Below are 21,575 nucleotides of genomic sequence, written 5' to 3' on the forward strand. Positions count from 1 at the left end.
CTCGTTACATCAAGCGTTGATAGAGATCGCGGTATGACTGCGCCGCGACATGCCAGCTAAAGTCCATGGACATCGCCTGACGTTGTACATAACGCCACAGCGATGGACGGGACCACAAGACGAAAGCACGCCGAATCGCCCGAAGCAGCGACCAGGCATTACTGTCCTCAAAGACAAATCCGCTGGCGATACCGTCCGCCAGGTTTTCCAGAGAGCTGTCGGATACGGTATCCGCCAGTCCGCCCGTGCGGCGTACCAGCGGCAGGGTGCCGTATTTCAGGCCGTACAGCTGCGTCAGGCCGCAGGGTTCGAAACGGCTTGGCACCAGAATGACGTCCGCGCCGCCCATAATGCGGTGCGAGAACGCTTCGTGGTAGCCAATCTGCACGCCTACCTGCCCCGGATGTTCCGCGGCGGCGGCAAGGAAACCTTCCTGCAGCACCGGGTCGCCCGCGCCGAGCAGCGCCAGCTGTCCCCCCTGCTCCAGTAAACCGGGCAGCGCCTCCAGCACCAGATCCAGCCCTTTCTGGCTGGTCAGGCGGCTCACAACGGCGAACAGCGGCACTTTGTCGTTCACCTTCAGGCCCATCGCAATCTGCAGCTGGCGTTTGTTCTCCGCTTTGTCTTCCACGGAATCACGACCGTAGCGCGCCGCCAGCAGGAGATCGGTTTCCGGGCTCCAGATCTGTTCATCCACGCCGTTCAGGATGCCCGACAGGCGGCCTTCGCGATGGCGCTGCTGCAGCAACCCTTCCATGCCGTAGCCAAACGCCGGCTGGGTGATCTCACGCGCGTAGGTTGGGCTCACCGCCGTGATGTGATCGGCGTAGTACAGCCCCGCCTTCAGGAACGAGATCTGCCCGTTAAACTCCAGACCGTGCATGTTAAAGAACGACCATGGCAGATCGATGTCATTCATGTGATGGGCGTAGTACATCCCCTGATACGCCAGGTTATGCACGGTAAAGACCGATTTCGCCGGGTGGCCGCGCGCGGCGAGATACGCCGGGGCAAGCCCGGCGTGCCAGTCGTGCGCGTGCACCACATCCGGCCGCCAGAACGGATCCAGCCCCGTCGCCATTTCGGCACCGACCCAGCCGAGCAGCGCAAAGCGCAGCACGTTGTCGGTGTAGGCGAACAGGTTCGTATCATGATACGGGCTGCCCGGGCGATCGTATAAATGCGGCGCGTCGATCAGGTAAATCCCTACGCCATTGTAATGTCCAAACAGCAGGGTAATGCGTCCGGCAAACGTTTCACGGCGGGTCACCACTTTCGCATCAGGTATACCGCGCCGGATATCCGGAAAGGCGGGCAGCAGGACTCGGGTATCCACGCCTCCGGCGATTTGCGCCGCCGGTAATGCGCCAAGCACATCTGCCAGTCCGCCCGTTTTTAATAACGGGAACATCTCAGAACATACGTGTAAAACCTGCATCATCGCTCCTGTTTGATCTGCAGCTTCCGCAACATTTCCCGTGTGACTAACACGATCCCCTCTTCCGAACGGTAGAAACGACGCGCGTCTTCTTCCGCATTCTCCCCAATAACCATCCCTTCAGGGATGACGCAGGCACGGTCGATCACGCAACGACGCAGACGACACGAGCGCCCTACCCAGACATCCGGCAACAAGACTGCCGAATCGATATTACAGAATGAATTTATCCGCACACGCGGGAACAGCACCGACTGCACCACCACCGAACCGGAGATAATGCACCCGCCGGACACCAGCGAGTTCAGCGTCATACCGTGGCTGCCGGAGCGGTCCTGGACGAACTTGGCCGGCGGCAGCGACTCCATATGGGTACGAATCGGCCAGTTCTGGTCATACATATCCAGTTCAGGCGTAACCGATGCCAGATCGAGGTTCGCTTTCCAGTACGCTTCCAGCGTGCCCACATCGCGCCAGTAGGGTTCCGCATTCGGGTCGGACTGCACGCAGGACAGCGGGAAAGGATGTGCATACGCCATGCCAGCTTTCGTGATTTTCGGAATGATGTCTTTACCGAAGTCGTGGCTGGAGTTTTCGTCTTTGTCGTCTTCTTCCAGCAGCTCATAAAGATAATCTGCGTCAAAGACATAGATCCCCATGCTGGCGAGTGATTTGGTGTCATCGCCCGGCATGGTTGGCGGGTTCGCCGGTTTTTCAACGAAGTCGATAATTTTGTCGTCGGCATCCACGTGCATGACGCCAAACGCCGTCGCTTCAGCAACGGGCACAGGCAGACACGCCACGGTGCAGCGCGCCCCTTTTTCGACGTGGTCGATCAGCATGTGGGAGTAATCTTGCTTGTAGATGTGGTCCCCGGCGAGGATCACAATGTATTCCGCGTTGTAGCGACGAATGATGTCGAGGTTCTGGGTCACCGCATCCGCTGTCCCGCGATACCAGTTTTCGCCGTGGACGCGTTGCTGCGCAGGAAGGAGATCGACAAACTCGTTCATCTCTTCGCTGAAGAATGACCAGCCGCGCTGGATATGCTGAACCAGCGTATGCGACTGATACTGCGTAATGACGCCGATGCGGCGAATGCCCGAGTTCAGGCAGTTGGAGAGCGCAAAGTCGATGATACGGAACTTACCACCAAAGTGAACAGCCGGTTTGGCGCGCTTGATGGTCAAATCTTTCAGACGGGTACCACGCCCGCCCGCAAGTATCAGGGCAACCGTTTTTAATGGTAGCTGGCGTGCCAACATTAAGGGATCGTTCTTCTCTAATCTAACCATGACTAACTCCTTTTTTATCATCTTTGGAATACGCACACTCCGTGCGCAGGCCCGTGCCAGACAGCCATTACTACCGGATTATCCGCTCCGGCAAAGGGAGGAACGGCGCGCCATTCCCCTTCAGGTAAAACAATCTCTGCGACGTCATCCGTCGCGTTCAGCGTGACCAGCCATTTATCCGACAGCAGGATTTGCAGGCGTGGTACGCCGTGTTGCCACTCTTGCGCGCTTAACGGTTGCGCGTCTTTATTCAGCCAGCGAACGTTGCCGTCACCCTCTTCCCACCAGCTGTTGGCAGTCAGCGCGGGGATCTGCTGGCGAAGATGGATCAGCGCAGCGGTAAAATGAATCAGCCCGCTGTTGGCTTCACCCCAGTCGAGCCAGGTTAAGGTGTTGTCCTGGCAATAGGCGTTGTTGTTACCGTGCTGGCTATGACCATGCTCGTCGCCTGCCAGCAGCATCGGCGTGCCCTGCGACAGTAAAAGCGTTGTCAGCAGCGCATGAACGCTGGCGCGTCGCCGCTCTATCACATCCAGACTTCCGCCTAACCCTTCTATACCATGATTGAAGCTATGGTTATTGTTAGTGCCATCGCGATTCTCTTCGCCGTTCGCCTCATTGTGTTTCTGATTGAAACAAACGCAGTCCCTGAGCGTAAAGCCGTCGTGCGCCGTCAACAGATTGACGGTGGCCGACGGGCGTTTGCCGTCGCGCTTAAAGAGATCGCTCGACGCGGCAAAGCGCCCGGCAAATTCCCCCAGCGACAGGTTCCGCTCCAGCCAGAAGCGGCGCACGGCGTCGCGGTAGTGGTCGTTCCACTCGGCAAACAGCGGCGGGAAATTCCCGACCTGATAACCGCCTTCACCGATGTCCCACGGCTCGGCAATGAGCTTCACCTGCGAGAGTACCGGGCAGTTTTTTATCGCCTCAAACAGCGGCGCCTGCTGGCTGAACGCCGGCGTGCGCCCCATCACCGGCGCCAGGTCGAAACGAAAACCGTCGACGTGGTACGTCTCTACCCAGTATTTCAGGCATTCATACGCAAAATGCGTGACCGCCGGATGGCTGAGATTGAGCGTGTTGCCGCAGCCGGTCCAGTTCTCGTAATCGCCATCCTGCCTGATCCAATAATAGCTACGGTTATCAATTCCGCGCATGGAGAGCGTCGGGCCGTCGAGATCGCTTTCTGCGCTGTGGTTCAGTACCACGTCCAGAATGACCTCAATGCCCGCCGCGTGGAGCGCCTTCACCGCATCGCGGAACTCGTCCCGCGCCTTTTCCGGATGGACGGCATAGCGCGGTTCTAGCGCGAACATCGCCAGCGGGTTGTAGCCCCAGTAGTTGCTTAGCCCCAGCCGCTGCAGGCGCGGCTCGCTGGCAAAATGGGCGACGGGGAGCAGTTCCAGAGCGGTGATGCCGAGGTGTTTCAGGTAGGCGATCATGGTGGGATGCCCGAGCGCCTTGTAGGTGCCGCGCATCTCTTTGGGGATCGACGGATGCAGGTAGGTCAGCCCTTTGACGTGGGCTTCATAAATAACCGTATTGCCCCACGGCGTGTGCGGCGGGGCATCGTCTTCCCAGTCATAAAGATCGTTCACCACCACGCTTTTTGGCGCGACGGGCGCGCTGTCGCGGTGGTCAGGCTCGCCGTAGCCCACGTGGAAGAGCGGGTCATCTTTAAATTCGCCGTCCACGCGGTGCGCGCACGGATCAATCAACAGCTTCGCCGGGTTAAACCAGTGCCCCTGCGCGGGATCCCACGGACCGTGAACGCGAAAGCCGTAGTGCATGCCGGGCCGCCCGCCGGACAGGTAGCCGTGCCAGGTATCCCCCGTGCGCGCGGGTAAATCGTAACGGTGCTCGTTACCTTCCCCGTCAAACACGCACAGTTCTACCCGCTCGGCGTGAGCGGAAAAGAGGGTGAAATTGACCCCCTTTCCGTCAAAATGCGCCCCGAGCGGTTCGGGTTTACCTGCCGTAAGCTGCGTCATTCGCCCTCCCGCATCAGCCAGATGGTGCCAAGCGGCGGCAGCGTCAGGCTCAGGGAGTTGGGTCGCCCGTGGCTTTCAATGGCGTCGCTCTGTACCAGCCCACCGTTACCGGCGTTGCTGCCGTGGTAGTGCATTGAGTCGGTATTCAGAATTTCACGCCATTTGCCCGGCTGGTTAATGCCGAAGCGGTAGTGTTCGCGCGGCACCGGGGTGAAGTTGCTGGCGACGATGATCTCGTTACCCGCCTTGTCACGACGCACAAAGACAAACACCGAGCGCTCATGGTCGTCCACCACCAGCCATTCAAAGCCGTACGGATCGAAGTCGAGCTCGTGCAGCGCTTTGTGGTGGCGATAGGTCAGGTTCAGATCGCGTACCAGACGCTGCACCCCGTGGTGCCAGTTGTCGCCGCCTTCCAGCAGATGCCAGTCGAGGCTGGCGTCATGGTTCCACTCGCGCCCCTGGGCGAACTCATTGCCCATGAACAGCAGTTTCTTGCCCGGGAAGGCAAACATCCAGCCGTAATAGGCGCGCAGGTTGGCAAACTTCTGCCACGCGTCGCCCGGCATGCGGTCGAGAATCGATTTTTTACCGTGTACCACCTCATCGTGCGACAGCGGCAGCATGAAGTTTTCGGTGTAGTTGTAGAGCATCCCGAACGTCAGCTTATCGTGATGATACTTACGGTGAACCGGATCCAGCTTCATGTAATCGAGCGTGTCGTGCATCCAGCCCAGGTTCCACTTATACCAGAACCCCAGGCCACCCAATGATGGCGGACGGGAGACACCCGCAAAGTCGGTGGACTCTTCCGCCATGGTCACGGCACCGTCCACCTGCTCGCCGATAATGCGGTTGGTATTACGCAGGAATTCAATCGCTTCCAGGTTTTCGCGGCCGCCAAACTCGTTCGGGATCCACTCCCCCTCTTTGCGGCTGTAGTCGCGGTAGATCATCGACGCCACCGCATCCACGCGCAGGGCATCGATGCCAAACCGCTCGATCCAGTACAGGGCATTCCCGACCAGGTAGTTTGAGACCTCACGGCGACCGTAGTTGTAGATCAGCGTGTTCCAGTCCTGGTGATAGCCTTCGCGCGGATCGCTGTGCTCGTACAGCTTCGTGCCGTCAAACTCTGCCAGCGCGAAATCATCCGCCGGGAAATGACCCGGCACCCAGTCGAGGATCACATTCAGCCCGGCGGCGTGCGCGGCATCAATGAAATAGCGGAAGTCGTCGCGGGTGCCGAAGCGGCGGGTCGGCGCATACAGCCCGGTGGGCTGATAGCCCCAGCTGCCGTCGAACGGGTGCTCGTTGACCGGCAGCAGCTCCAGGTGGGTAAAGCCCATCCATTTGGCGTACGGGACCAACTGGTCGGCAAGCTCCCGGTAGCTGAGCCAGAAGTTGTTATCGGTGTGGCGACGCCAGGAGCCGAGATGGACTTCATAGACGGAGATCGGCGCATCAAAGCGGTTAGCCTGTTTACGCTCCTCCGTCTGAACGACCTTCTCCGGCAGGCCGCAAATCAGCGATGCGGTATCCGGACGCATCTGCGCTTCGAAGGCATACGGGTCGGCTTTAATGCGCAGCTTGCCGTGGGCGTCAATCATCTCGAATTTATAAAGCTGCCCGTGGTGCGCCCCGGGAATAAACAGCTCCCAGATGCCGGTTTCCCGACGCAGGCGCATCGGGTGGCGGCGGCCATCCCAGTAGTTGAACTGTCCGACAACGGAGACACGCTGGGCATTGGGCGCCCACACGGAGAACCGCGTGCCGGTAATGCCGTCCATGGTATCGGCATGGGCACCCAGCGTTTCATAAGGGCGAAGATGCGTCCCTTCGGAGAGCAGCCAGGCATCCATCTCTTTAAGCAGAGGACCAAAGCTGTAGGGATCGTCAATCAGGTTTTGCTGACCGTGCCAGAGAACGGCGAGCTGATAGCGAAAAGGATTTTTACGACGGGGCATCACGCCCGAGAAGAAGCCACGGGAATCGAGGCATTCAAGGTTACCGACCTTGCGGCCGGTTTTGGGTTCAATCACCCAGACTTCTGTGGCATCCGGTAACAGTGCCCGAACTTCCAGACCGGCCTCAGTACGGTGCATCCCAAGCACAGAAAAGGGGTCAGCGAAATGACCCGCAATAAGCGCATTAATCACGTCTCTATCCACACGATCGGACATGGTATTCATCCTGTTTTTTATGTCGTCCTTTTTAAGCGCTCCGGGACGACTTTTAATGTGACCTGAACGGGACAGCACAAAAATGTGCATCCATTCTGCTCCGCTCGAACCTCAGGTAAGAAATGACTCTTCCTTAAAGCATAGCCAACGCTCTAGATGACTCCTGATAAAAAATAAGACATACGCGTGTTACTCCATGTAGTACGCAAAAAAAAGGGGTGAAAATCACCCCTGGTATTTAACAAATTATTACGCCAGCTGGCGCAGCATGCGGCGCAGCGGTTCGGCGGCGCCCCACAGGAGCTGGTCACCGACGGTGAACGCGGAGAGATACTCCGGCCCCATGTTCAGCTTACGCAGACGGCCAACCGGCGTGGTCAACGTGCCGGTTACCGCTGCCGGGGTCAGCTCGCGCATAGTGATATCGCGATCGTTTGGTACCACTTTCGCCCACGGGTTGTGCGCGGCCAGCAGCTCTTCCACGGTCGGAATAGACACATCTTTTTTCAGTTTAATGGTGAAGGCCTGGCTGTGGCAGCGCAGTGCGCCGATACGTACGCACAGACCGTCAACCGGAATGGTGTTCGCGGTATTGAGGATTTTGTTGGTCTCAGCCTGGCCTTTCCACTCTTCGCGGGTCTGGCCGTTATCCAACTGCTTGTCGATCCACGGGATCAGGCCACCGGCCAGCGGTACGCCAAAGTTATCCACCGGCAGTTCGCCGCTGCGGGTCAGTTGGGTCACTTTACGCTCGATATCCAGAATAGCGGATGCCGGGTTTGCCAGCTCGGTCGCAACGCTCTGATGCAGTTGGCCCATCTGGGTCAGCAGCTCGCGCATGTGACGCGCACCGCCGCCGGACGCCGCCTGGTAGGTCGCCACGGAGACCCACTCCACCAGATCCTGCGCGAACAGGCCGCCGAGGGACATCAGCATCAGGCTGACGGTGCAGTTACCGCCAACAAAAGTTTTCACGCCGTTGTTCAGGCCATCGGTGATCACGCCCTGGTTAACCGGGTCGAGAATGATGATGGCATCGTCTTTCATGCGCAGCGACGAGGCCGCGTCAATCCAGTAGCCCTGCCAGCCGCTTTCACGCAGCTTTGGATAGATTTCGTTGGTATAATCGCCGCCCTGGCAGGTCACAATAATGTCGAGCGCCTTCAGCGCTTCCAGATCGTAAGCATCCTGCAACGTGCCTGTGGTACCACCAAAGGACGGAGCAGCCTGGCCGAGCTGAGAAGTGGAGAAGAAGACCGGGCGGATAGCGTCGAAATCGCGCTCTTCAACCATGCGTTGCATGAGTACAGAGCCGACCATACCGCGCCAGCCGATAAAACCAACGTTTTTCATAGCATTTTTTTCCTGCTGAGGGTGTGTGCTGATTGTGCAAGCCAGTATTGAACTGGGATATGCTTCACATTACAAAATGCTGCCAAAGTCGCAAGCGAAATTAATCGATGATTGCCCGGCAATCAGAAATACAGCTAATTATCATAATAACCTTAGAGAGTTTCAGGGATAATTTACATGAGTGAAATCATTTCCGCCGCGGTTTTATTGATCCTGATTATGGATCCCCTGGGCAACCTGCCCATCTTCATGTCGGTACTAAAACACACCGAGCCGAAGCGTCGCCGGGCGATCATGATCCGCGAGCTGCTCATCGCCCTGCTGGTGATGTTTATCTTCCTGTTTGCGGGTGAAAAAATTCTCGCATTCCTGAACCTGCGTGCCGAAACCGTGTCGATTTCCGGCGGGATTATTCTGTTCCTGATTGCCATTAAGATGATTTTCCCGAGCGCGGAAGGTAGCAGCAGCGGCCTGCCTGCGGGTGAAGAGCCATTTATTGTGCCGCTGGCGATCCCCCTCGTCGCGGGCCCGACCATTCTGGCCACGCTGATGCTGCTGTCGCATCAGTATCCGAATCAGATGAGCCATCTGGTGATTGCCCTGCTGATTGCCTGGGGCGGAACGTTCATTATCCTGCTGCAGTCGTCCCTGTTCCTGCGCCTGCTGGGCGAAAAAGGGGTAAACGCGCTGGAACGCCTGATGGGGCTGATTCTGGTCATGATGGCAACGCAGATGTTCCTGGACGGGATCCGGGCGTGGATGAAGGGATGACGTTCTCCCTCTCCCTGGGGGCTGAAGGAGCCCCAGTCATTTTTTGACCTGAAGCGATGAACGTTTCTTCGGAAAAATTAATGACTTACAGCGACACCCTGGTCCGGCTGTAAATCGCCGAAGCGTTTCCGTAAGGCCGGGGCGAGGCGCAAGGATGCGCCGAGAGGGCGTGGCCTGCAGGGATGCAGGCTCATGCCCGACCCGATAGCCTGAAGGAATAAGCTGAGGGGACCGCGAAGCGGCGATTTACCGCCGGGAGCCCGGGTCGCCAGGGTGGTGGCGACTGAGCCACCCTGGCACGTTCACCGGTCATGTCGTTACAGAGTAGCAAGGAACATAAAGTGAACGGAATGACCTCCACAGCCGTATGTTCCCCCTCACCCCAGCCCTCTCCCTCAAGGGAGAGGGGGTCGTCCGTGCAGGCATTATTTTGTGGGGAACCCTCGGCCCACAGGGTGAGGGCATCAGGCCGCAGAAGCCGCCTACCTATCCCTTACGAATCAAATACCGGTACGGCAGCGCCTCAGTCTGCTGTGCCACCAGCTCATGCTCCATAAAGGTACAAAAACCGGGAATATCGCGGGTCGTGGCCGGGTCGTCGGCGATGATCAGCAGCGTTTCACCGGTCTGCATGTTGCGCACGGTTTTACGTACCATCATTACCGGTTCCGGGCAGCGAAGGCCCTGGGCATCAAGGGTGTGGTCTGGGCTGGAAAACAGGTCGGTCATGATCTTCTCGGTCAGGTAAAAACGGCTGTAGTTTACGCCCGGTTGCGATCAATGCAAACCAGGTTAACGATTGCGTAAAAACTAACCATTGCAATGTCCTGCCAAAGCAGTATCATGCTGCGGTTTTTATTGGGTTCCCTCACCCCAACGTATAAAAAGGTCACAATATGACGCAGTTTTCTGAATCTCAGCGCGTAAAGGCGTTGTTCTGGCTTTCGCTTTTCCATTTGCTGGTGATCACCTCCAGCAACTATCTGGTGCAGCTCCCGATCTCCATCTTTGGTTTCCATACCACCTGGGGCGCGTTCAGTTTCCCGTTTATTTTCCTCGCCACCGATCTGACCGTGCGTATCTTTGGCGCACCGCTGGCTCGCCGCATTATTTTTGCGGTCATGCTCCCGGCGTTGTTCATCTCGTACGGGGTTTCGTCTCTGTTTTATATGGGAAGCTGGCAGGGTTTTGAGGCGTTAACCCACTTCAACCTGTTTGTCGCCCGTATCGCCGCGGCAAGCTTTATGGCCTACGCGCTGGGGCAGATTCTGGACGTACACGTGTTTAACCGCCTGCGTCAGAATCATCGCTGGTGGATGGCGCCCACCGCCTCCACGCTGTTCGGTAACGTGAGCGATACGCTGGCCTTCTTCTTCATCGCCTTCTGGCGTAGCCCGGATGCGTTTATGGCCGAACACTGGATGGAAATCGCGCTGGTGGACTACTGCTTTAAGGTGCTCATCAGCATTGTCTTCTTCCTGCCCATGTACGGCGTGCTGCTGAATATGCTGCTGAAAAGACTGGCAGATAAATCTGAAATCACGGCATTGCAGGCAGGTTAAGGGTTCGCTTTATCAGTTGTGATAAGATGAACGAATGAGCCGTTATGGCCGTTTATCGAAAGGAAGAAGTCAATGCGCAATCTGGTTAAATATGTCGGGATTGGCCTGCTGGTTGTGGGTCTTGCAGCCTGTGATAACAGCGACACGAAAACGCCTGCTCAGGGCGCATCCGCAGAAAGCAATGCGACCGGCCAGCCGGTGAATCTGATGGATGGCAAACTCAGCTTCTCTCTGCCAGCCGATATGACTGACCAGAGCGGCAAGCTGGGCACTCAGGCGAACAACATGCACGTTTACTCCGACGCAACCGGGCAGAAAGCGGTCATTGTGATTGTGGGCGACGACACCAGCGAAGATCTGGCCGTCCTGTCCAAACGTCTTGAAGATCAGCAGCGCGGCCGCGACCCGCAGCTGCAGGTCGTGACCAATAAATCCATCGAGCTGAAAGGCCATAAGCTGCAGCAGCTGGACAGCATCATCTCTGCGAAAGGCCAGACCGCTTACTCCTCTGTCGTGCTGGGCAAGGTCGATAACAAACTCCTGACCCTGCAGATCACCCTGCCAGCGGAAGATCAGCAGAAAGCGCAGACGGCTGCTGAAAACATTATTAACACCATCGTGATCCAGTAACGTTTCACGATGATGACGTGGCCTCCGGTGCCTGCACCGGGGGCCATTTTTTTAGCCGCCACGTCAGCAGCAAGGCCACGATCACCAGACCCGCTGCGGCAAGATAGATCACCGGCACGCCTGCCCAGGCCATCACCAGCCCCGCCAGCGGGCCGGTAATGCCTAACGACATATCCATAAACACCGTATAGGTCGCCAGCGCGGCGCCCTGATTCTGCGGCGGCACGGCTTTAACCGCCACCACGCCCAGCGCCGGGAAGACCAGTGAAAAACCGGCTCCCGCGAGGAAGACGCCCACTTTCGCGACCCAGGGCACCATCGCTATTCCGGTCAGCAGCAGCCCGACAATTTCTATCGCAAAGCAGATCATCGCCACGTTCAGCCCACCCAGACGGTTGATGCCGTTAGGGAAAAGCAGGCGCGCGCCAACAAACGCACAGCTGAACAGGGTTAACGCAAAGGCCGCGCCGTCCCAGCCTTTGGCGTCATAGAACAGGGTAATGAAGGTCGCGATCACACCGAAGCCGGTGGTCGCCAGCGCCAGCGCCATGCCGTACGGCCAGACGCGCCCCAGCACCGCCCGAAACGGCAGCGGCTTGCCCTTGCTGGCCTTCACTTTCGGGCGCGGCAGCGCAAACAGAATCGCCAGCAGCGCGACCGCCATGATGGTGACGGCCAGCCCATACAGCCCGCCAAACGCATAGCAGGCCACGCCGAGCGGCGCACCGAGCGCCATCGCACCGTAGGTGACAATCCCGTTCCAGGAGATCACCCGGCCAATGTGCGGCGCACCGACAACCCCCACGCCCCACAGCGTCGAGCCGGTTCCCGCCAGGCTTTGCCCGATGCCGAGGATGACGCGGCCCAGGCAGAGGAGCGCCAGACTGACAAACGGCCAGTGGCTGGTCGTGGCAGCCAGCAGGTAGCTCAGGCCACTGAGGAAGCAGCCGCACAATCCCACCACCACAATGCTTTTTGGACCGAACGTGTCCGCGTAGCGACCGGCATGCGGTCGGCTCAGGAGTGTCGCGAAATACTGCAGGCTAATCACCAGCCCCGCCCAGAAGGCACTGAAGCCCATCACGTCATGGACATAGCCCGGCAGGACCGCCAGCGGCAGGCCGATGGTGAGATAGCTGGCAAAGTTGAAAATAACAACGGAAACGATGCGCAGATTGAGGCGCAGTCCGCTCAGTGCCGTTTCAGCGGCAGGTTCGGGCATGGGGTTCTACCTGGATTTTTTACAACAGTGTTTCACTATTACCACGCCCCAATAAGAAAATCAGCACCGACTTTCAGATTAACGGTGCCAGACGAAGCGAAGCCCGGGCACTACACTTATCGGGTCATCATATTAAGGAACACGCATGATCGCTAACCCGTCCGACAAAGCAGGACTCCACATCTTATTAAAGCTCGCCTGTCTGGTGGTTATCCTTGCGGGTATCCATGCTGCCGCTGACATTATTGTCCAGCTCCTGCTGGCGCTCTTTTTTGCCATTGTGCTTAATCCTCTGGTCACCTGGTTTCTTCGCCGGGGCGTCAGCCGTCCGGTCGCCATCACCATTGTCGTCATCGTGATGCTGATTGCCCTGACGGCGCTCTTCGGCGTGCTGGCGGCATCGCTGAGCGAATTCTCCACCATGCTGCCGCAGTACAACAAAGAGCTGACGCGTAAGATTGTGGCGCTGCAGGAGATGGTGCCCTTCCTAAATTTGCATATCTCACCTGAACGGATGCTGCGCAGGATGGATTCCGAGAAGGTCATGACCTACGCCACCACGCTGATGACGGGGCTTTCCGGCGCAATGGCCAGCATTCTGCTGCTGGTCATGACGGTGGTGTTTATGCTGTTTGAAGTCCGCCACGTCCCCTATAAGCTGCGCTTTGCGTTGAATAATCCCCAAATTCACATTGCCGGATTACACCGGGCGCTGAAGGGGGTCTCAAAATATCTGGCGCTGAAAACGCTGCTGAGCGTCTGGACCGGGGTGATTGTCTGGCTGGGGCTGATGCTGATGGACGTGCAGTTCGCGCTGATGTGGGGCGTACTGGCCTTTCTGCTCAACTACGTGCCCAATATTGGCGCGGTGCTTTCCGCCGTGCCGCCGATGATTCAGGCGTTTCTGTTTAACGGTTTTTACGAATGCATGCTGGTTGGCGCGCTGTTCCTCGTGGTGCATATGGTGCTGGGCAATATTCTCGAGCCGCGCATGATGGGGCACCGGCTGGGCATGTCGACGCTGGTCGTATTTTTATCCTTACTGATTTGGGGATGGCTGCTGGGCCCGGTCGGCATGCTGCTGTCGGTCCCCCTGACCAGCGTGTGTAAGATCTGGATGGAGACCACAAAAGGCGGCAGCAAGCTGGCCATTTTGCTCGGGCCGGGAAGGCCGAAAAGCCGGTTGCCCGGGTAGCTGACCTACCTTTATAGGTAGGTTTAAACCGCCAATAATCCGCCTTAAATTACCGCGTTCATAACCTGTCGCGGTATTTTTATTTGCGTTAAGGAAATATTAATTCTGTTTTTGTTTACGTCGGTCGCATTACGTTGAAACGCATATCATGATTTAACGCAAATTAAAAAAAATGAAATTGTTAATTATTTTCCATGTTATTATGCCCGCCTTCGCGTCAACGTAATGCAAACCTTAATATTGATTAAAAAAACATCTGGCACATAAGAAACGCCGGATGAATATTATTTGTAAAAACCACTACCTTTAATTGTTATTATTGATATGGAGTTGTTGATGAAAAAGATCGTTAAATGGTGTGCTGCCGCCGTATTCGTTGGCGCACTGGCAGGCTGTGCGCGTACTGCCCCAATCGCTCAGGTTCACTCTACTGTGAGCGCGGGTCATACCGCCGACCAGGTAAAAACAGCGATTTTGAAAGCAGGACAAAAACGTGACTGGATCATGACGGAAGCCGGTCCGGGCGTTATCAAAGGTCGTCTACAGGCGCGCGACCACTCGGTCGACGTTCGTATTCCTTATTCCGCAACAAGCTATTCCATTAACTACGAAAGCAGTATGAACCTGAAAGCGGCTGACGGTAAAATTCACAAAAATTATAACCGTTGGGTGAATAACCTCGACCACGATATTCAGCTGAACCTCTCCGCGGGCGCCCCACTGTAATATTTTTCTAAAGTCGGGCCGCATTTGGCCCGATAACCCTTATTTCTTGCCCTGAAAGGTTACGCAGCAATGTACGAAAAGGATACGCTCAGCGCACTGGATGCCATTACCGAAGCGCAACGCATCGCTTTTGCTCCGATGTTATTTCAGACCGCGCTTTGTCTGCGTAACTCAGGCATTCTCGCCTGGCTCGATAAACAAGGTAAAGAGGGTGCCAGCCTCGAGGAAATAACCGAACACAGCACGCTCGGCAGCTATGGCGTCAGCGTACTGCTGGATATGGGATTAAGCGGGCGGATCGTTACCCAACAGCATGGACGTTATTTTCTGGCGAAAGTGGGCCACTTTTTACTGCACGATGAAATGACCCGCGTAAATATGGATTTCACTCAGGACGTTTGTTACAAAGGGCTATTTCACCTGGCGGACGCCCTGAAGGAAGAAAAACCTGCGGGATTAGCGGTGTTTGGCAACTGGCCAACCATCTATCCGGCATTATCCCAATTACCGGCTCAGGCGAAAGAGAGCTGGTTCGCCTTTGATCATTACTATTCCGACGCCGCGTTTGACGCCGCTTTGCCATATATATTCGCAAGCTCGCCGACAAAATTGTACGATGTGGGCGGAAATACGGGTAAATGGGCGTTACGCTGCTGCCGCTATGACGAAAATGTTGCCGTGACGATCCTCGACCTGCCGCAGCAGATAGCGCTGGCGCAGGAAAACATCGCAAAAGCAGGTTTTTCTCATCGTATTGGATTCCATGCTGTCGATATGCTTAGCCCAGCAGCCTTGCCGGGTGAGGCCGACGTCTGGTGGATGAGCCAGTTTCTGGATTGTTTCTCTCCGGATCAGATTGTCGCCATGCTGACGCGCGTCGCACAGGTCATGAAGCCAGGCGCACGTTTGTGCATCATGGAGCTTTTCTGGGATGCCCAGAAGTTTGAAGCGGCCTCTTTCAGCCTGAATGCCACCTCGCTCTATTTCACCTGTATGGCGAATGGCAATAGCCGGTTTTACAGCATAGAGGCGTTTTATCGTTACCTGGAGAGCGCAGGTTTCAGCGTTGAACAGCGTCTGGATAACCTTGGGGTCGGTCATACCCTGCTGATATGCACCAAACGTGAACAATAGAGCAGCTTAGCTGCCCGGGTGGCCAAGTCTGCCCTTTGAATACGGTTTTTTTTCGCGGACGCGCGTAGATGAAATTTTCACTGAACATTATCGACTGGCAGGCGAGAGCCCCAGGACTCAACGATGCCACAGAGTGGCAGGCGTGGTCACGCCTGCAGCTGCCCGTCGATCCAGCGGCCCCGCTTCCCCGGCTGACCGCTTTACCCATGATGACCGCGCGCCGCCTCAATTCAGGCAGTAAGCTGGCGGTGGACATTGGTCTCGCTATGCTACAACACCACGCCATTGATGCCGTCGTCTATTCCAGCCGCCACGGCGAGCTGGAGCGCAACTACCGTATTCTGCATGCTCTGGCGACGGGGCAATCCGTATCGCCTACCGACTTCGCCATGTCCGTGCACAACTCGGCGGTGGGCAATCTCACGATTACCGCACGCCAGGCTATCGTCTCGTCATCCATTTCTGCCGGGCTGGACACCTTCCAGCAGGCATTATGTGAAGTCCTGAGCCTGCTGCAGGCGGGCTACTCCCGCGTCTTGCTGGTCGATTTTGACGGCGCACTGCCGGAATTTTACCACCCAGCGTTACCGCACCAGATGCCCACCTGGCCCTACGCGCTGGCGCTGGTGATTGAATCCGGCAAGGAATTGCTGTGTGAAACCCGCAGCGGCAGCACAGGGGATGAACCCGCCCTTCCGCAAAGCCTGATGTTCCTGCAACGCTATCTCAGCGAGGCACGCCAGTTTGTGGTACCCGGCGAACGTTTGCTGTGGCAATGGACGCGCGCATGAACCGCCTGACTGCCCGAATTAACTGGTTATGGCGTCTGATGATGACCGGATTCTGCTTCGTGCTGTTTGGCGTGGGCGGGCTGCTGCTGTCACTGGTATGGTTCAACCTGCTGCTGATCGTCCAGCGCGACCGCACCAACCGCCGTCGCCTTGCGCGGCGCAGCATTGCGGCCAGCTTCCGCTTCTTCCTGACCGTTGCCCGTGGCCTCGGGGTACTGGACTATCGCATTCACAATCTTGACGCCCTGCGCAACGATCGGGGTTGTCTGGTGGTGGCTAACCACCCCACGTTAATTGACTACGTGATTCTGGCATCGGTGATGCCAGAAACCGACTGTCTGGTGAAAAGCGCGCTGCTGCGCAATCCGTTTGTCAGCGGCGTCATCCGCGCGGCGGATTACCTGATTAACAGCGAAGCCGAGCCTCTGCTGGCTGCAAGCCAGCAGCGTCTGGCTCAGGGCGACACGCTTTTAATCTTCCCGGAAGGCACACGTACCCGGTCTGGTGAAGCTATTTCCCTCCAGCGCGGCGCAGCAAATATCGCCGTGCGCTGTAACAGCGATCTGCGGGTGGTGCTGATCCACTGTAGCGAACATCTGCTGGATAAAAAAAGTCGCTGGTATGATGTGCCGCCAGAAAAACCTGTCTTCACCGTGGATGTCCGCGACCGCGTGAACATCGACGAATTTTACGATGCAAATGAACAAGAACCGGCGCTGGCGGCAAGGCAGTTAAACCGGCATCTACAGCATCGATTAACATCAGGCCTTCAATCTTTGTCAGGAATTAATGATGCAAGCGCTTTATCTTGAAATTAAGAATCTCATTATCACCACGCTGAATCTGGACGAGCTTACCGCAGAGGATATTGATACCGATGCCGCGCTGTTTGGCGATGGGCTGGGTCTCGACTCTATCGACGCGCTGGAACTGGGTCTGGCCGTGAAAAACCAGTATGGCGTGGTGCTTTCTGCTGAAAGCGAAGAGATGCGCCAGCACTTCTTTTCCGTCGCCACGCTGGCGTCCTTTATCAACGCTCAACGCGCCTGAGATGTGATCACGATGACCGAACAAGAAACCATTTATCAGGAAGTCTGTGGCCTTCTGACCCGACTGTTTGAAATCGACCCGCAGGATATTACCCCTGAAGCCCGTCTTTACGAAGACCTGGAGCTGGACAGCATTGATGCGGTGGACATGATTGTTCATCTGCAGAAGAAAACGGGCAAGAAAATCAAGCCGGAAACCTTCAAATCGGTTCGTACCGTTCAGGATGTGGTAGACGCCGTCGAACAGCTTCTGCGCGAAGAGTAAGACGTCGTGCGCGGCGGACGGACATTCCCGATCATCCCACTTCTGACGGGGTTGATGCTGCTGGCGTGGCCCTTCCTGGTTGGATTTGGGCTGGCGCATAACAGCCTGCAGTGGCTATTACCCGTGATGGCTATGGTGTTACTGCTGCGGCTGCGTCAGGCGCAGCGGAACACAAGCCCGATGCGGTATGTGGTGCAGTGCGTGGCGCTGGCGGGGATCGCCCTCTGCACGGCAAGCTACCTGCTGAAAGCCCACCAGTGGCTGCTGCTCTACCCGGTGGTCGTCAACCTTGTCATGCTGGCCGTGTTTGGCGGTTCGCTGTGGACAGCGATGCCGCTTGTAGAACGACTGGCGCGCTTGCGCGAGCCAAACTTGCCCCCGGAGGGCGTGCGCTATACCCGTAAGGTGACCCTCGTCTGGTGCGGTTTTTTCGTCGGCAACGGCACGATGGCGCTGTTTACCGTCCTCCACGGCGACATGCATCTGTGGACGCTATGGAACGGTATGGTGGCTTACATCCTGATGGGGATGCTGATGGCAGCAGAGTGGCTGGTGCGCCAGCGGGTGATAAAAAAAGAGATGCACAATGACTAACCCCCTTCCGCTGGGCCAGTGGTTAAATGCGCCGCGCCCTGACGACACGCCTGTTGCCTGGCTCGACGATCGTACCTGGACGCTGGGCCAGTTGCGCCACGATGTAACCTTACTGGTCGAGACCCTGCGTCAGCAGGAAGGCGAGCGCTGGGCGCTGTGCTTTGAAAACAGCTACCTGTTTATTGTTGCGCTGCTGGCCTCGCTGCACGCCGGTAAAACACCGGTCATTCCCGGCCATAGCCGCGTCTCGCAGCTTGAAGAACAGCAATCTTTGTTTAGCGGCGTTCTGAGCGATCGAAATCTTGGTTTTCATGGGAAACAGACTGTGGTGGCCTCCAGCTACCAGACAGCCAGCCACTGGGTGCCTCTGCCGGCCATTGACGAAAACCGCTTCGTTGAACTGTTCACCTCAGGCTCCACGGGCACGCCGCGCCGGGTGGTTAAGCACATCGTCAGTCTGGATCGCGAAGCCCGCCTGCTGGCTAACCGCTTTGGTGAGCGTCTGGCCGGATGCAGCATTGTGGCCTCGGTCGTACCGCAACATCTGTATGGCCTGACATTCCGTATCGTCTTGCCGATGGCGCTGGGCCTGCCGCTGCATGCCGCGATGCTCTATTACGCAGAACAACTGGCCGCCCTGCCTCCTGACAGGCAATACCTGTTCATCAGCAGCCCGGCGTTCCTGAAGCGCCTGGATACCGAGCTTGCCGCGCCGCCCCTCAGGATGCTGATTTCAGCAGGTGGAATGCTGCCCTGGCGTGACGTCTCGACCACCTCCGGCTGGCTTAACCTTTGGCCAGATGAAATTTATGGCAGTACCGAAACCGGGATCCTCGCCTGGCGCCATCGTCAGGAGGATAACGTGCCTTGGCTACCGTTCCCCGGCGTGATCTTCCATCAGGAAGATGACGCCTGTCGCGTTACGTCGCCACTGATCCATGAGCCAGAAGGGCTCCAGCTCGACGATATCCTGCACTTCGACAGCGAGGGGCTTTTCAGCATCGCCGGTCGCCGCGGGCGGGTGGTCAAAATTGAAGAAAAACGCATCTCGCTTAACGAGATCGAACGCCGCCTGCTGGAGCTCGACGGTATTTGCGAAGCGGCCGCACTGCCGGTCACGCGCGGGGGTCGTCAGGGGATTGGCGCCCTGCTGGTTCTGGATGAAACGGCCCGTCAGCGCGGGTATGTGCAGGATAAAAAAGCGCAGGAGTTCGCCTGGCGTCGCGCCCTGCTGCCGTGGCTTGAACCTGTCGCGGTGCCGCGCTACTGGCGCATAGTTGATGAAATGCCGGTAAACAGTATGAACAAGCGTGTCTATGCGCAGTTAGAGGAGTTATTTCATGAAAATTCATGAAATTGAGCGCCACCAGACACAGCCGGAGAAGCTGGAGATCGTTTTGCATCTCGACGCAACGCTGTTCTGGTTTCAGGGCCATTTCGCCGTACAACCACTGCTGCCCGGCGTTGCGCAGCTTGACTGGGTGATGCACTACGCCACGACGTTACTGGCACCGGGCTATCGCTTTCACAGCATTCAAAACGTGAAGTTTCAGGCACCACTGCTGCCGGAAACCACGGTGACGCTGATGCTTGAGTGGCATGCCGAACGTCAGATGCTGACCTTCAGCTATCAACGCCATGCCGGGGCTGAGCGCCACACCGCCAGCAGCGGGAAAATTCGTCTATGTCAGTAATCTTTCGTCCCTGCGTGCTGATCCCGTGCTACAACCACGGCGCGATGATTGCCCGCGTGCTGTCACGTCTCGCGCCGTTCGGCCTGCCGTGCATGGTAGTGGATGACGGCAGCGACGCAGTCACCCGTCGGGAGCTTGAGCGCCTGGCGGCGGAGCAGCCGCAGATGACGCTGGTTCGTCTGGCGCAAAACGCAGGAAAAGGTGCCGCGGTCATCAGAGGGCTGGAGGAGTGCGCGCGGACGGGCTACACCCACGCCGTGCAGGTGGATGCGGACGGCCAACACGCCATTGAGGATATCCCCAAACTGCTGGCGCTGGCGGAGCGCCACCCGGACGCGCTGATTTCCGGCCAGCCCATTTACGATGACTCTATTCCGCGCTCCCGACTTTACGGGCGCTGGATCACCCACGTTTGGGTGTGGATTGAAACCTTATCGCTGCAGCTTAAAGACAGCATGTGCGGATTTCGGGTCTATCCGGTTTCACCCACGCTGCGGCTGGCAGCTCGCGAACCGCTCGGCAAGCGGATGGACTTTGACACCGAAGTGATGGTTCGTCTCTACTGGCAGGGCAACACCAGCGTCTTTCTGCCCACGCGCGTGACCTATCCTCAGGACGGTTTGTCCCACTTCGACGCGCTAAAAGATAACGTGCGGATCTCCCTGATGCATACCCGGCTCTTCTTCGGCATGCTGCCCCGTATGCCCGGCCTGCTTTTCCGTCGACGCCGCCAGCACTGGGCGCAGCAGGACGAGGTCAAGGGTCTGTGGGGGATGCGCCTGATGCTGCGCGTCTGGGAACGGCTGGGTCGGCGGGCCTTTACCGTGCTGTTGTGGCCAGTTATCGGCGTGTACTGGCTCATCGCGCGTCCGGCGCGGCAGGCCTCGCGGCAGTGGATTGCGAGAGTGAAGCAAGAACTGCGTCAGCGGAGCATGCCTGTTCCCTCACGGCTTAACAGCTTTTTCCATTTCATGCGCTTCGGCAACGCGATGCTGGATAAAGTCGCCAGCTGGCGCGGCGAGCTGAAGCTTCATCGCGATATTGTCTTTGCCCCCGGCGCGAGCGAAGCGTTAAACATCGCGGCTCCACAGGGCAAACTGCTGCTGGCCTCGCACCTTGGCGACGTAGAGGCCTGCCGGGCCCTGGCTCAGCTGGAAGGCAGTAAAATCATCAACGCCCTGGTTTTCAGCGAGAACGCCCAGCGCTTTAAGCAAATCATGAGCGAAATGGCGCCCGAAGCTGGCGTGAATTTGATGTCGGTCACCGACATCGGCCCGGATACCGCCATTGCCATCAAAGAGAAGCTTGAGCGCGGTGAATGGGTCGCGATTGTGGGGGATCGCATCGCGGTGAATCCGCAGCGCGGCGGGGAATGGCGCGTGATCTGGAGCCGATTCATGGGCCAGCCTGCACCGTTCCCACAGGGGCCGTTTATCCTGGCCTCCATCCTCCGCTGCCCGGTGGTGCTGATTTTCGCCCTGCGCCAGCATGGTAAGCTCGTCCTGCACTGCGAGCCGTTTGCCGACCCGCTGCGCCTGCCGCGCGGTGAACGCCAGCAGGCACTGCAAGATACCGTCGATCACTATGCGCAGCGGCTGGAACATTACGCCCTCATGTCGCCGCTCGACTGGTTTAATTTTTTCGATTTCTGGCATCTGCCAGAGTCCAGTGAGAAGGAGTAA

21 protein-coding genes are annotated in these 21,575 nt (G+C 57.5%); 14 read left to right on the forward strand and 7 right to left on the reverse strand.

The window, feature by feature from the left end; genetic code table 11:
- Nucleotides 1-4: 4 nt before the first annotated feature.
- The 5 genes from glgA to asd all read right to left on the reverse strand — a co-directional run bounded on the left by glgA (nucleotide 5) and on the right by asd (nucleotide 8,260).
- Complete coding sequence (gene glgA, locus ACMGGU_RS19875; RefSeq protein WP_008503065.1) at nucleotides 5-1,438, reverse strand: glycogen synthase GlgA; 1,434 nt, start codon at nucleotides 1,436-1,438, stop codon at nucleotides 5-7.
- On the reverse strand, nucleotides 1,438-2,733 hold the full coding sequence (glgC, locus tag ACMGGU_RS19880; RefSeq protein WP_008503066.1) for a glucose-1-phosphate adenylyltransferase: 1,296 nt from the start codon (nucleotides 2,731-2,733) through the stop codon (nucleotides 1,438-1,440). Before glgC ends, glgA begins: the two co-directional genes overlap by 1 nt.
- 17 nt (nucleotides 2,734-2,750) lie before the next feature.
- Nucleotides 2,751-4,724, reverse strand: a complete 1,974-nt coding sequence (gene glgX, locus ACMGGU_RS19885) for a glycogen debranching protein GlgX (RefSeq protein ID WP_252077848.1) — start codon at nucleotides 4,722-4,724, stop codon at nucleotides 2,751-2,753.
- The gene (gene glgB, locus ACMGGU_RS19890; RefSeq protein WP_045416955.1) at nucleotides 4,721-6,907 is read right to left on the reverse strand and encodes a 1,4-alpha-glucan branching enzyme; all 2,187 of its coding nucleotides are present in this window, start codon (nucleotides 6,905-6,907) and stop codon (nucleotides 4,721-4,723) included. The genes glgX and glgB overlap by 4 nt, the downstream gene beginning before the upstream one ends.
- 249 nt (nucleotides 6,908-7,156) lie before the next feature.
- Nucleotides 7,157-8,260, reverse strand: a complete 1,104-nt coding sequence (gene asd, locus ACMGGU_RS19895; protein WP_024908885.1) for an aspartate-semialdehyde dehydrogenase — start codon at nucleotides 8,258-8,260, stop codon at nucleotides 7,157-7,159.
- 177 nt (nucleotides 8,261-8,437) lie between these two features.
- Between asd and yhgN the strand changes: the two genes are divergently transcribed.
- Nucleotides 8,438-9,031, forward strand: a complete 594-nt coding sequence (gene yhgN, locus ACMGGU_RS19900) for an NAAT family transporter YhgN (RefSeq protein ID WP_003861574.1) — start codon at nucleotides 8,438-8,440, stop codon at nucleotides 9,029-9,031.
- A 486-nt stretch (nucleotides 9,032-9,517) separates the two neighbouring features.
- On the opposite strand, the gene tusA is transcribed toward yhgN, so the two are convergent.
- On the reverse strand, nucleotides 9,518-9,760 hold the full coding sequence (gene tusA, locus ACMGGU_RS19905; RefSeq protein WP_008503071.1) for a sulfurtransferase TusA: 243 nt from the start codon (nucleotides 9,758-9,760) through the stop codon (nucleotides 9,518-9,520).
- A gap of 167 nt (nucleotides 9,761-9,927) precedes the next feature.
- Here tusA and ACMGGU_RS19910 point away from each other — a divergent pair, with 167 nt between their 5' ends.
- Both ACMGGU_RS19910 and ACMGGU_RS19915 read left to right on the forward strand, forming a co-directional pair.
- On the forward strand, nucleotides 9,928-10,593 hold the full coding sequence (locus ACMGGU_RS19910; RefSeq protein WP_008503072.1) for a 7-cyano-7-deazaguanine/7-aminomethyl-7-deazaguanine transporter: 666 nt from the start codon (nucleotides 9,928-9,930) through the stop codon (nucleotides 10,591-10,593).
- A gap of 72 nt (nucleotides 10,594-10,665) precedes the next feature.
- Nucleotides 10,666-11,223, forward strand: a complete 558-nt coding sequence (locus tag ACMGGU_RS19915) for a DcrB family lipoprotein (RefSeq protein ID WP_008503073.1) — start codon at nucleotides 10,666-10,668, stop codon at nucleotides 11,221-11,223.
- 4 nt (nucleotides 11,224-11,227) lie between these two features.
- Here ACMGGU_RS19915 and ACMGGU_RS19920 read toward each other — a convergent pair whose 3' ends face one another.
- A complete protein-coding gene (locus ACMGGU_RS19920; protein ID WP_420300860.1) occupies nucleotides 11,228-12,445 on the reverse strand; it encodes an MFS transporter in 1,218 nt (405 codons plus the stop codon).
- A 145-nt stretch (nucleotides 12,446-12,590) separates the two neighbouring features.
- On the opposite strand from ACMGGU_RS19920, the gene ACMGGU_RS19925 reads away from it, so the two are divergent.
- The 11 genes from ACMGGU_RS19925 to ACMGGU_RS19975 all read left to right on the forward strand — a co-directional run bounded on the left by ACMGGU_RS19925 (nucleotide 12,591) and on the right by ACMGGU_RS19975 (nucleotide 21,575).
- On the forward strand, nucleotides 12,591-13,640 hold the full coding sequence (locus tag ACMGGU_RS19925; RefSeq protein WP_045909021.1) for an AI-2E family transporter: 1,050 nt from the start codon (nucleotides 12,591-12,593) through the stop codon (nucleotides 13,638-13,640).
- 336 nt (nucleotides 13,641-13,976) lie between these two features.
- Nucleotides 13,977-14,366 (forward strand): hypothetical protein, encoded by a 390-nt coding sequence (locus ACMGGU_RS19930; protein WP_045909022.1) that lies wholly within the window; start codon nucleotides 13,977-13,979, stop codon nucleotides 14,364-14,366.
- A gap of 69 nt (nucleotides 14,367-14,435) precedes the next feature.
- Nucleotides 14,436-15,500 carry a class I SAM-dependent methyltransferase gene (locus tag ACMGGU_RS19935; RefSeq protein ID WP_252077846.1) on the forward strand — a complete coding sequence of 355 codons (1,065 nt, stop codon included), beginning with the start codon at nucleotides 14,436-14,438 and terminating at the stop codon, nucleotides 15,498-15,500.
- Between the two features lie 68 nt (nucleotides 15,501-15,568).
- Nucleotides 15,569-16,291 carry a beta-ketoacyl synthase chain length factor gene (locus ACMGGU_RS19940; protein WP_262751796.1) on the forward strand — a complete coding sequence of 241 codons (723 nt, stop codon included), beginning with the start codon at nucleotides 15,569-15,571 and terminating at the stop codon, nucleotides 16,289-16,291.
- Entirely contained in the window at nucleotides 16,288-17,103 is an 816-nt protein-coding gene (locus ACMGGU_RS19945) for a lysophospholipid acyltransferase family protein (protein WP_420300861.1), read from the forward strand. The genes ACMGGU_RS19940 and ACMGGU_RS19945 overlap by 4 nt, the downstream gene beginning before the upstream one ends.
- Complete coding sequence (locus ACMGGU_RS19950; RefSeq protein WP_008503081.1) at nucleotides 17,084-17,341, forward strand: phosphopantetheine-binding protein; 258 nt, start codon at nucleotides 17,084-17,086, stop codon at nucleotides 17,339-17,341. The genes ACMGGU_RS19945 and ACMGGU_RS19950 overlap by 20 nt, the downstream gene beginning before the upstream one ends.
- Nucleotides 17,342-17,353: 12 nt before the next feature.
- Complete coding sequence (locus tag ACMGGU_RS19955) at nucleotides 17,354-17,605, forward strand: acyl carrier protein (protein ID WP_008503082.1); 252 nt, start codon at nucleotides 17,354-17,356, stop codon at nucleotides 17,603-17,605.
- Between the two features lie 6 nt (nucleotides 17,606-17,611).
- Nucleotides 17,612-18,199, forward strand: a complete 588-nt coding sequence (locus tag ACMGGU_RS19960; RefSeq protein ID WP_252077843.1) for a hypothetical protein — start codon at nucleotides 17,612-17,614, stop codon at nucleotides 18,197-18,199.
- Entirely contained in the window at nucleotides 18,192-19,553 is a 1,362-nt protein-coding gene (locus tag ACMGGU_RS19965) for an AMP-dependent synthetase (RefSeq protein WP_252077842.1), read from the forward strand. The genes ACMGGU_RS19960 and ACMGGU_RS19965 overlap by 8 nt, the downstream gene beginning before the upstream one ends.
- On the forward strand, nucleotides 19,540-19,893 hold the full coding sequence (locus tag ACMGGU_RS19970) for a hydroxymyristoyl-ACP dehydratase (protein ID WP_008503085.1): 354 nt from the start codon (nucleotides 19,540-19,542) through the stop codon (nucleotides 19,891-19,893). The genes ACMGGU_RS19965 and ACMGGU_RS19970 overlap by 14 nt, the downstream gene beginning before the upstream one ends.
- Nucleotides 19,884-21,575: a glycosyltransferase family 2 protein gene (locus ACMGGU_RS19975; RefSeq protein ID WP_420300862.1), complete on the forward strand. Its 1,692-nt coding sequence runs from the start codon at nucleotides 19,884-19,886 to the stop codon at nucleotides 21,573-21,575. Before ACMGGU_RS19970 ends, ACMGGU_RS19975 begins: the two co-directional genes overlap by 10 nt.

The organism is Enterobacter sp. BNK-8, assembly GCF_048685095.1.
Lineage (GTDB): Bacteria > Pseudomonadota > Gammaproteobacteria > Enterobacterales > Enterobacteriaceae > Enterobacter > Enterobacter quasiroggenkampii.

Excerpts from the sequence above, each read along its gene's own strand:
- glgB (WP_045416955.1), bottom strand. The coding sequence starts at position 6,907 with ATGTCCGATCGTGTGGATAGAGACGTGATTAATGCGCTTATTGCGGGT.
- ACMGGU_RS19950 (WP_008503081.1), top strand. The coding sequence starts at position 17,084 with ATGCAAGCGCTTTATCTTGAAATTAAGAATCTCATTATCACCACGCTG.
- ACMGGU_RS19910 (WP_008503072.1), top strand. The coding sequence starts at position 9,928 with ATGACGCAGTTTTCTGAATCTCAGCGCGTAAAGGCGTTGTTCTGGCTT.
- glgC (WP_008503066.1), bottom strand. The coding sequence starts at position 2,733 with ATGGTTAGATTAGAGAAGAACGATCCCTTAATGTTGGCACGCCAGCTA.
- asd (WP_024908885.1), bottom strand. The coding sequence starts at position 8,260 with ATGAAAAACGTTGGTTTTATCGGCTGGCGCGGTATGGTCGGCTCTGTA.
- ACMGGU_RS19930 (WP_045909022.1), top strand. The coding sequence starts at position 13,977 with ATGAAAAAGATCGTTAAATGGTGTGCTGCCGCCGTATTCGTTGGCGCA.
- glgX (WP_252077848.1), bottom strand. The coding sequence starts at position 4,724 with ATGACGCAGCTTACGGCAGGTAAACCCGAACCGCTCGGGGCGCATTTT.
- ACMGGU_RS19940 (WP_262751796.1), top strand. The coding sequence starts at position 15,569 with ATGAAATTTTCACTGAACATTATCGACTGGCAGGCGAGAGCCCCAGGA.
- ACMGGU_RS19965 (WP_252077842.1), top strand. The coding sequence starts at position 18,192 with ATGACTAACCCCCTTCCGCTGGGCCAGTGGTTAAATGCGCCGCGCCCT.
- ACMGGU_RS19920 (WP_420300860.1), bottom strand. The coding sequence starts at position 12,445 with ATGCCCGAACCTGCCGCTGAAACGGCACTGAGCGGACTGCGCCTCAAT.
- ACMGGU_RS19935 (WP_252077846.1), top strand. The coding sequence starts at position 14,436 with ATGTACGAAAAGGATACGCTCAGCGCACTGGATGCCATTACCGAAGCG.
- ACMGGU_RS19970 (WP_008503085.1), top strand. The coding sequence starts at position 19,540 with ATGAAAATTCATGAAATTGAGCGCCACCAGACACAGCCGGAGAAGCTG.
- ACMGGU_RS19975 (WP_420300862.1), top strand. The coding sequence starts at position 19,884 with ATGTCAGTAATCTTTCGTCCCTGCGTGCTGATCCCGTGCTACAACCAC.
- ACMGGU_RS19945 (WP_420300861.1), top strand. The coding sequence starts at position 16,288 with ATGAACCGCCTGACTGCCCGAATTAACTGGTTATGGCGTCTGATGATG.
- yhgN (WP_003861574.1), top strand. The coding sequence starts at position 8,438 with ATGAGTGAAATCATTTCCGCCGCGGTTTTATTGATCCTGATTATGGAT.
- ACMGGU_RS19915 (WP_008503073.1), top strand. The coding sequence starts at position 10,666 with ATGCGCAATCTGGTTAAATATGTCGGGATTGGCCTGCTGGTTGTGGGT.
- ACMGGU_RS19955 (WP_008503082.1), top strand. The coding sequence starts at position 17,354 with ATGACCGAACAAGAAACCATTTATCAGGAAGTCTGTGGCCTTCTGACC.
- ACMGGU_RS19925 (WP_045909021.1), top strand. The coding sequence starts at position 12,591 with ATGATCGCTAACCCGTCCGACAAAGCAGGACTCCACATCTTATTAAAG.
- glgA (WP_008503065.1), bottom strand. The coding sequence starts at position 1,438 with ATGCAGGTTTTACACGTATGTTCTGAGATGTTCCCGTTATTAAAAACG.
- tusA (WP_008503071.1), bottom strand. The coding sequence starts at position 9,760 with ATGACCGACCTGTTTTCCAGCCCAGACCACACCCTTGATGCCCAGGGC.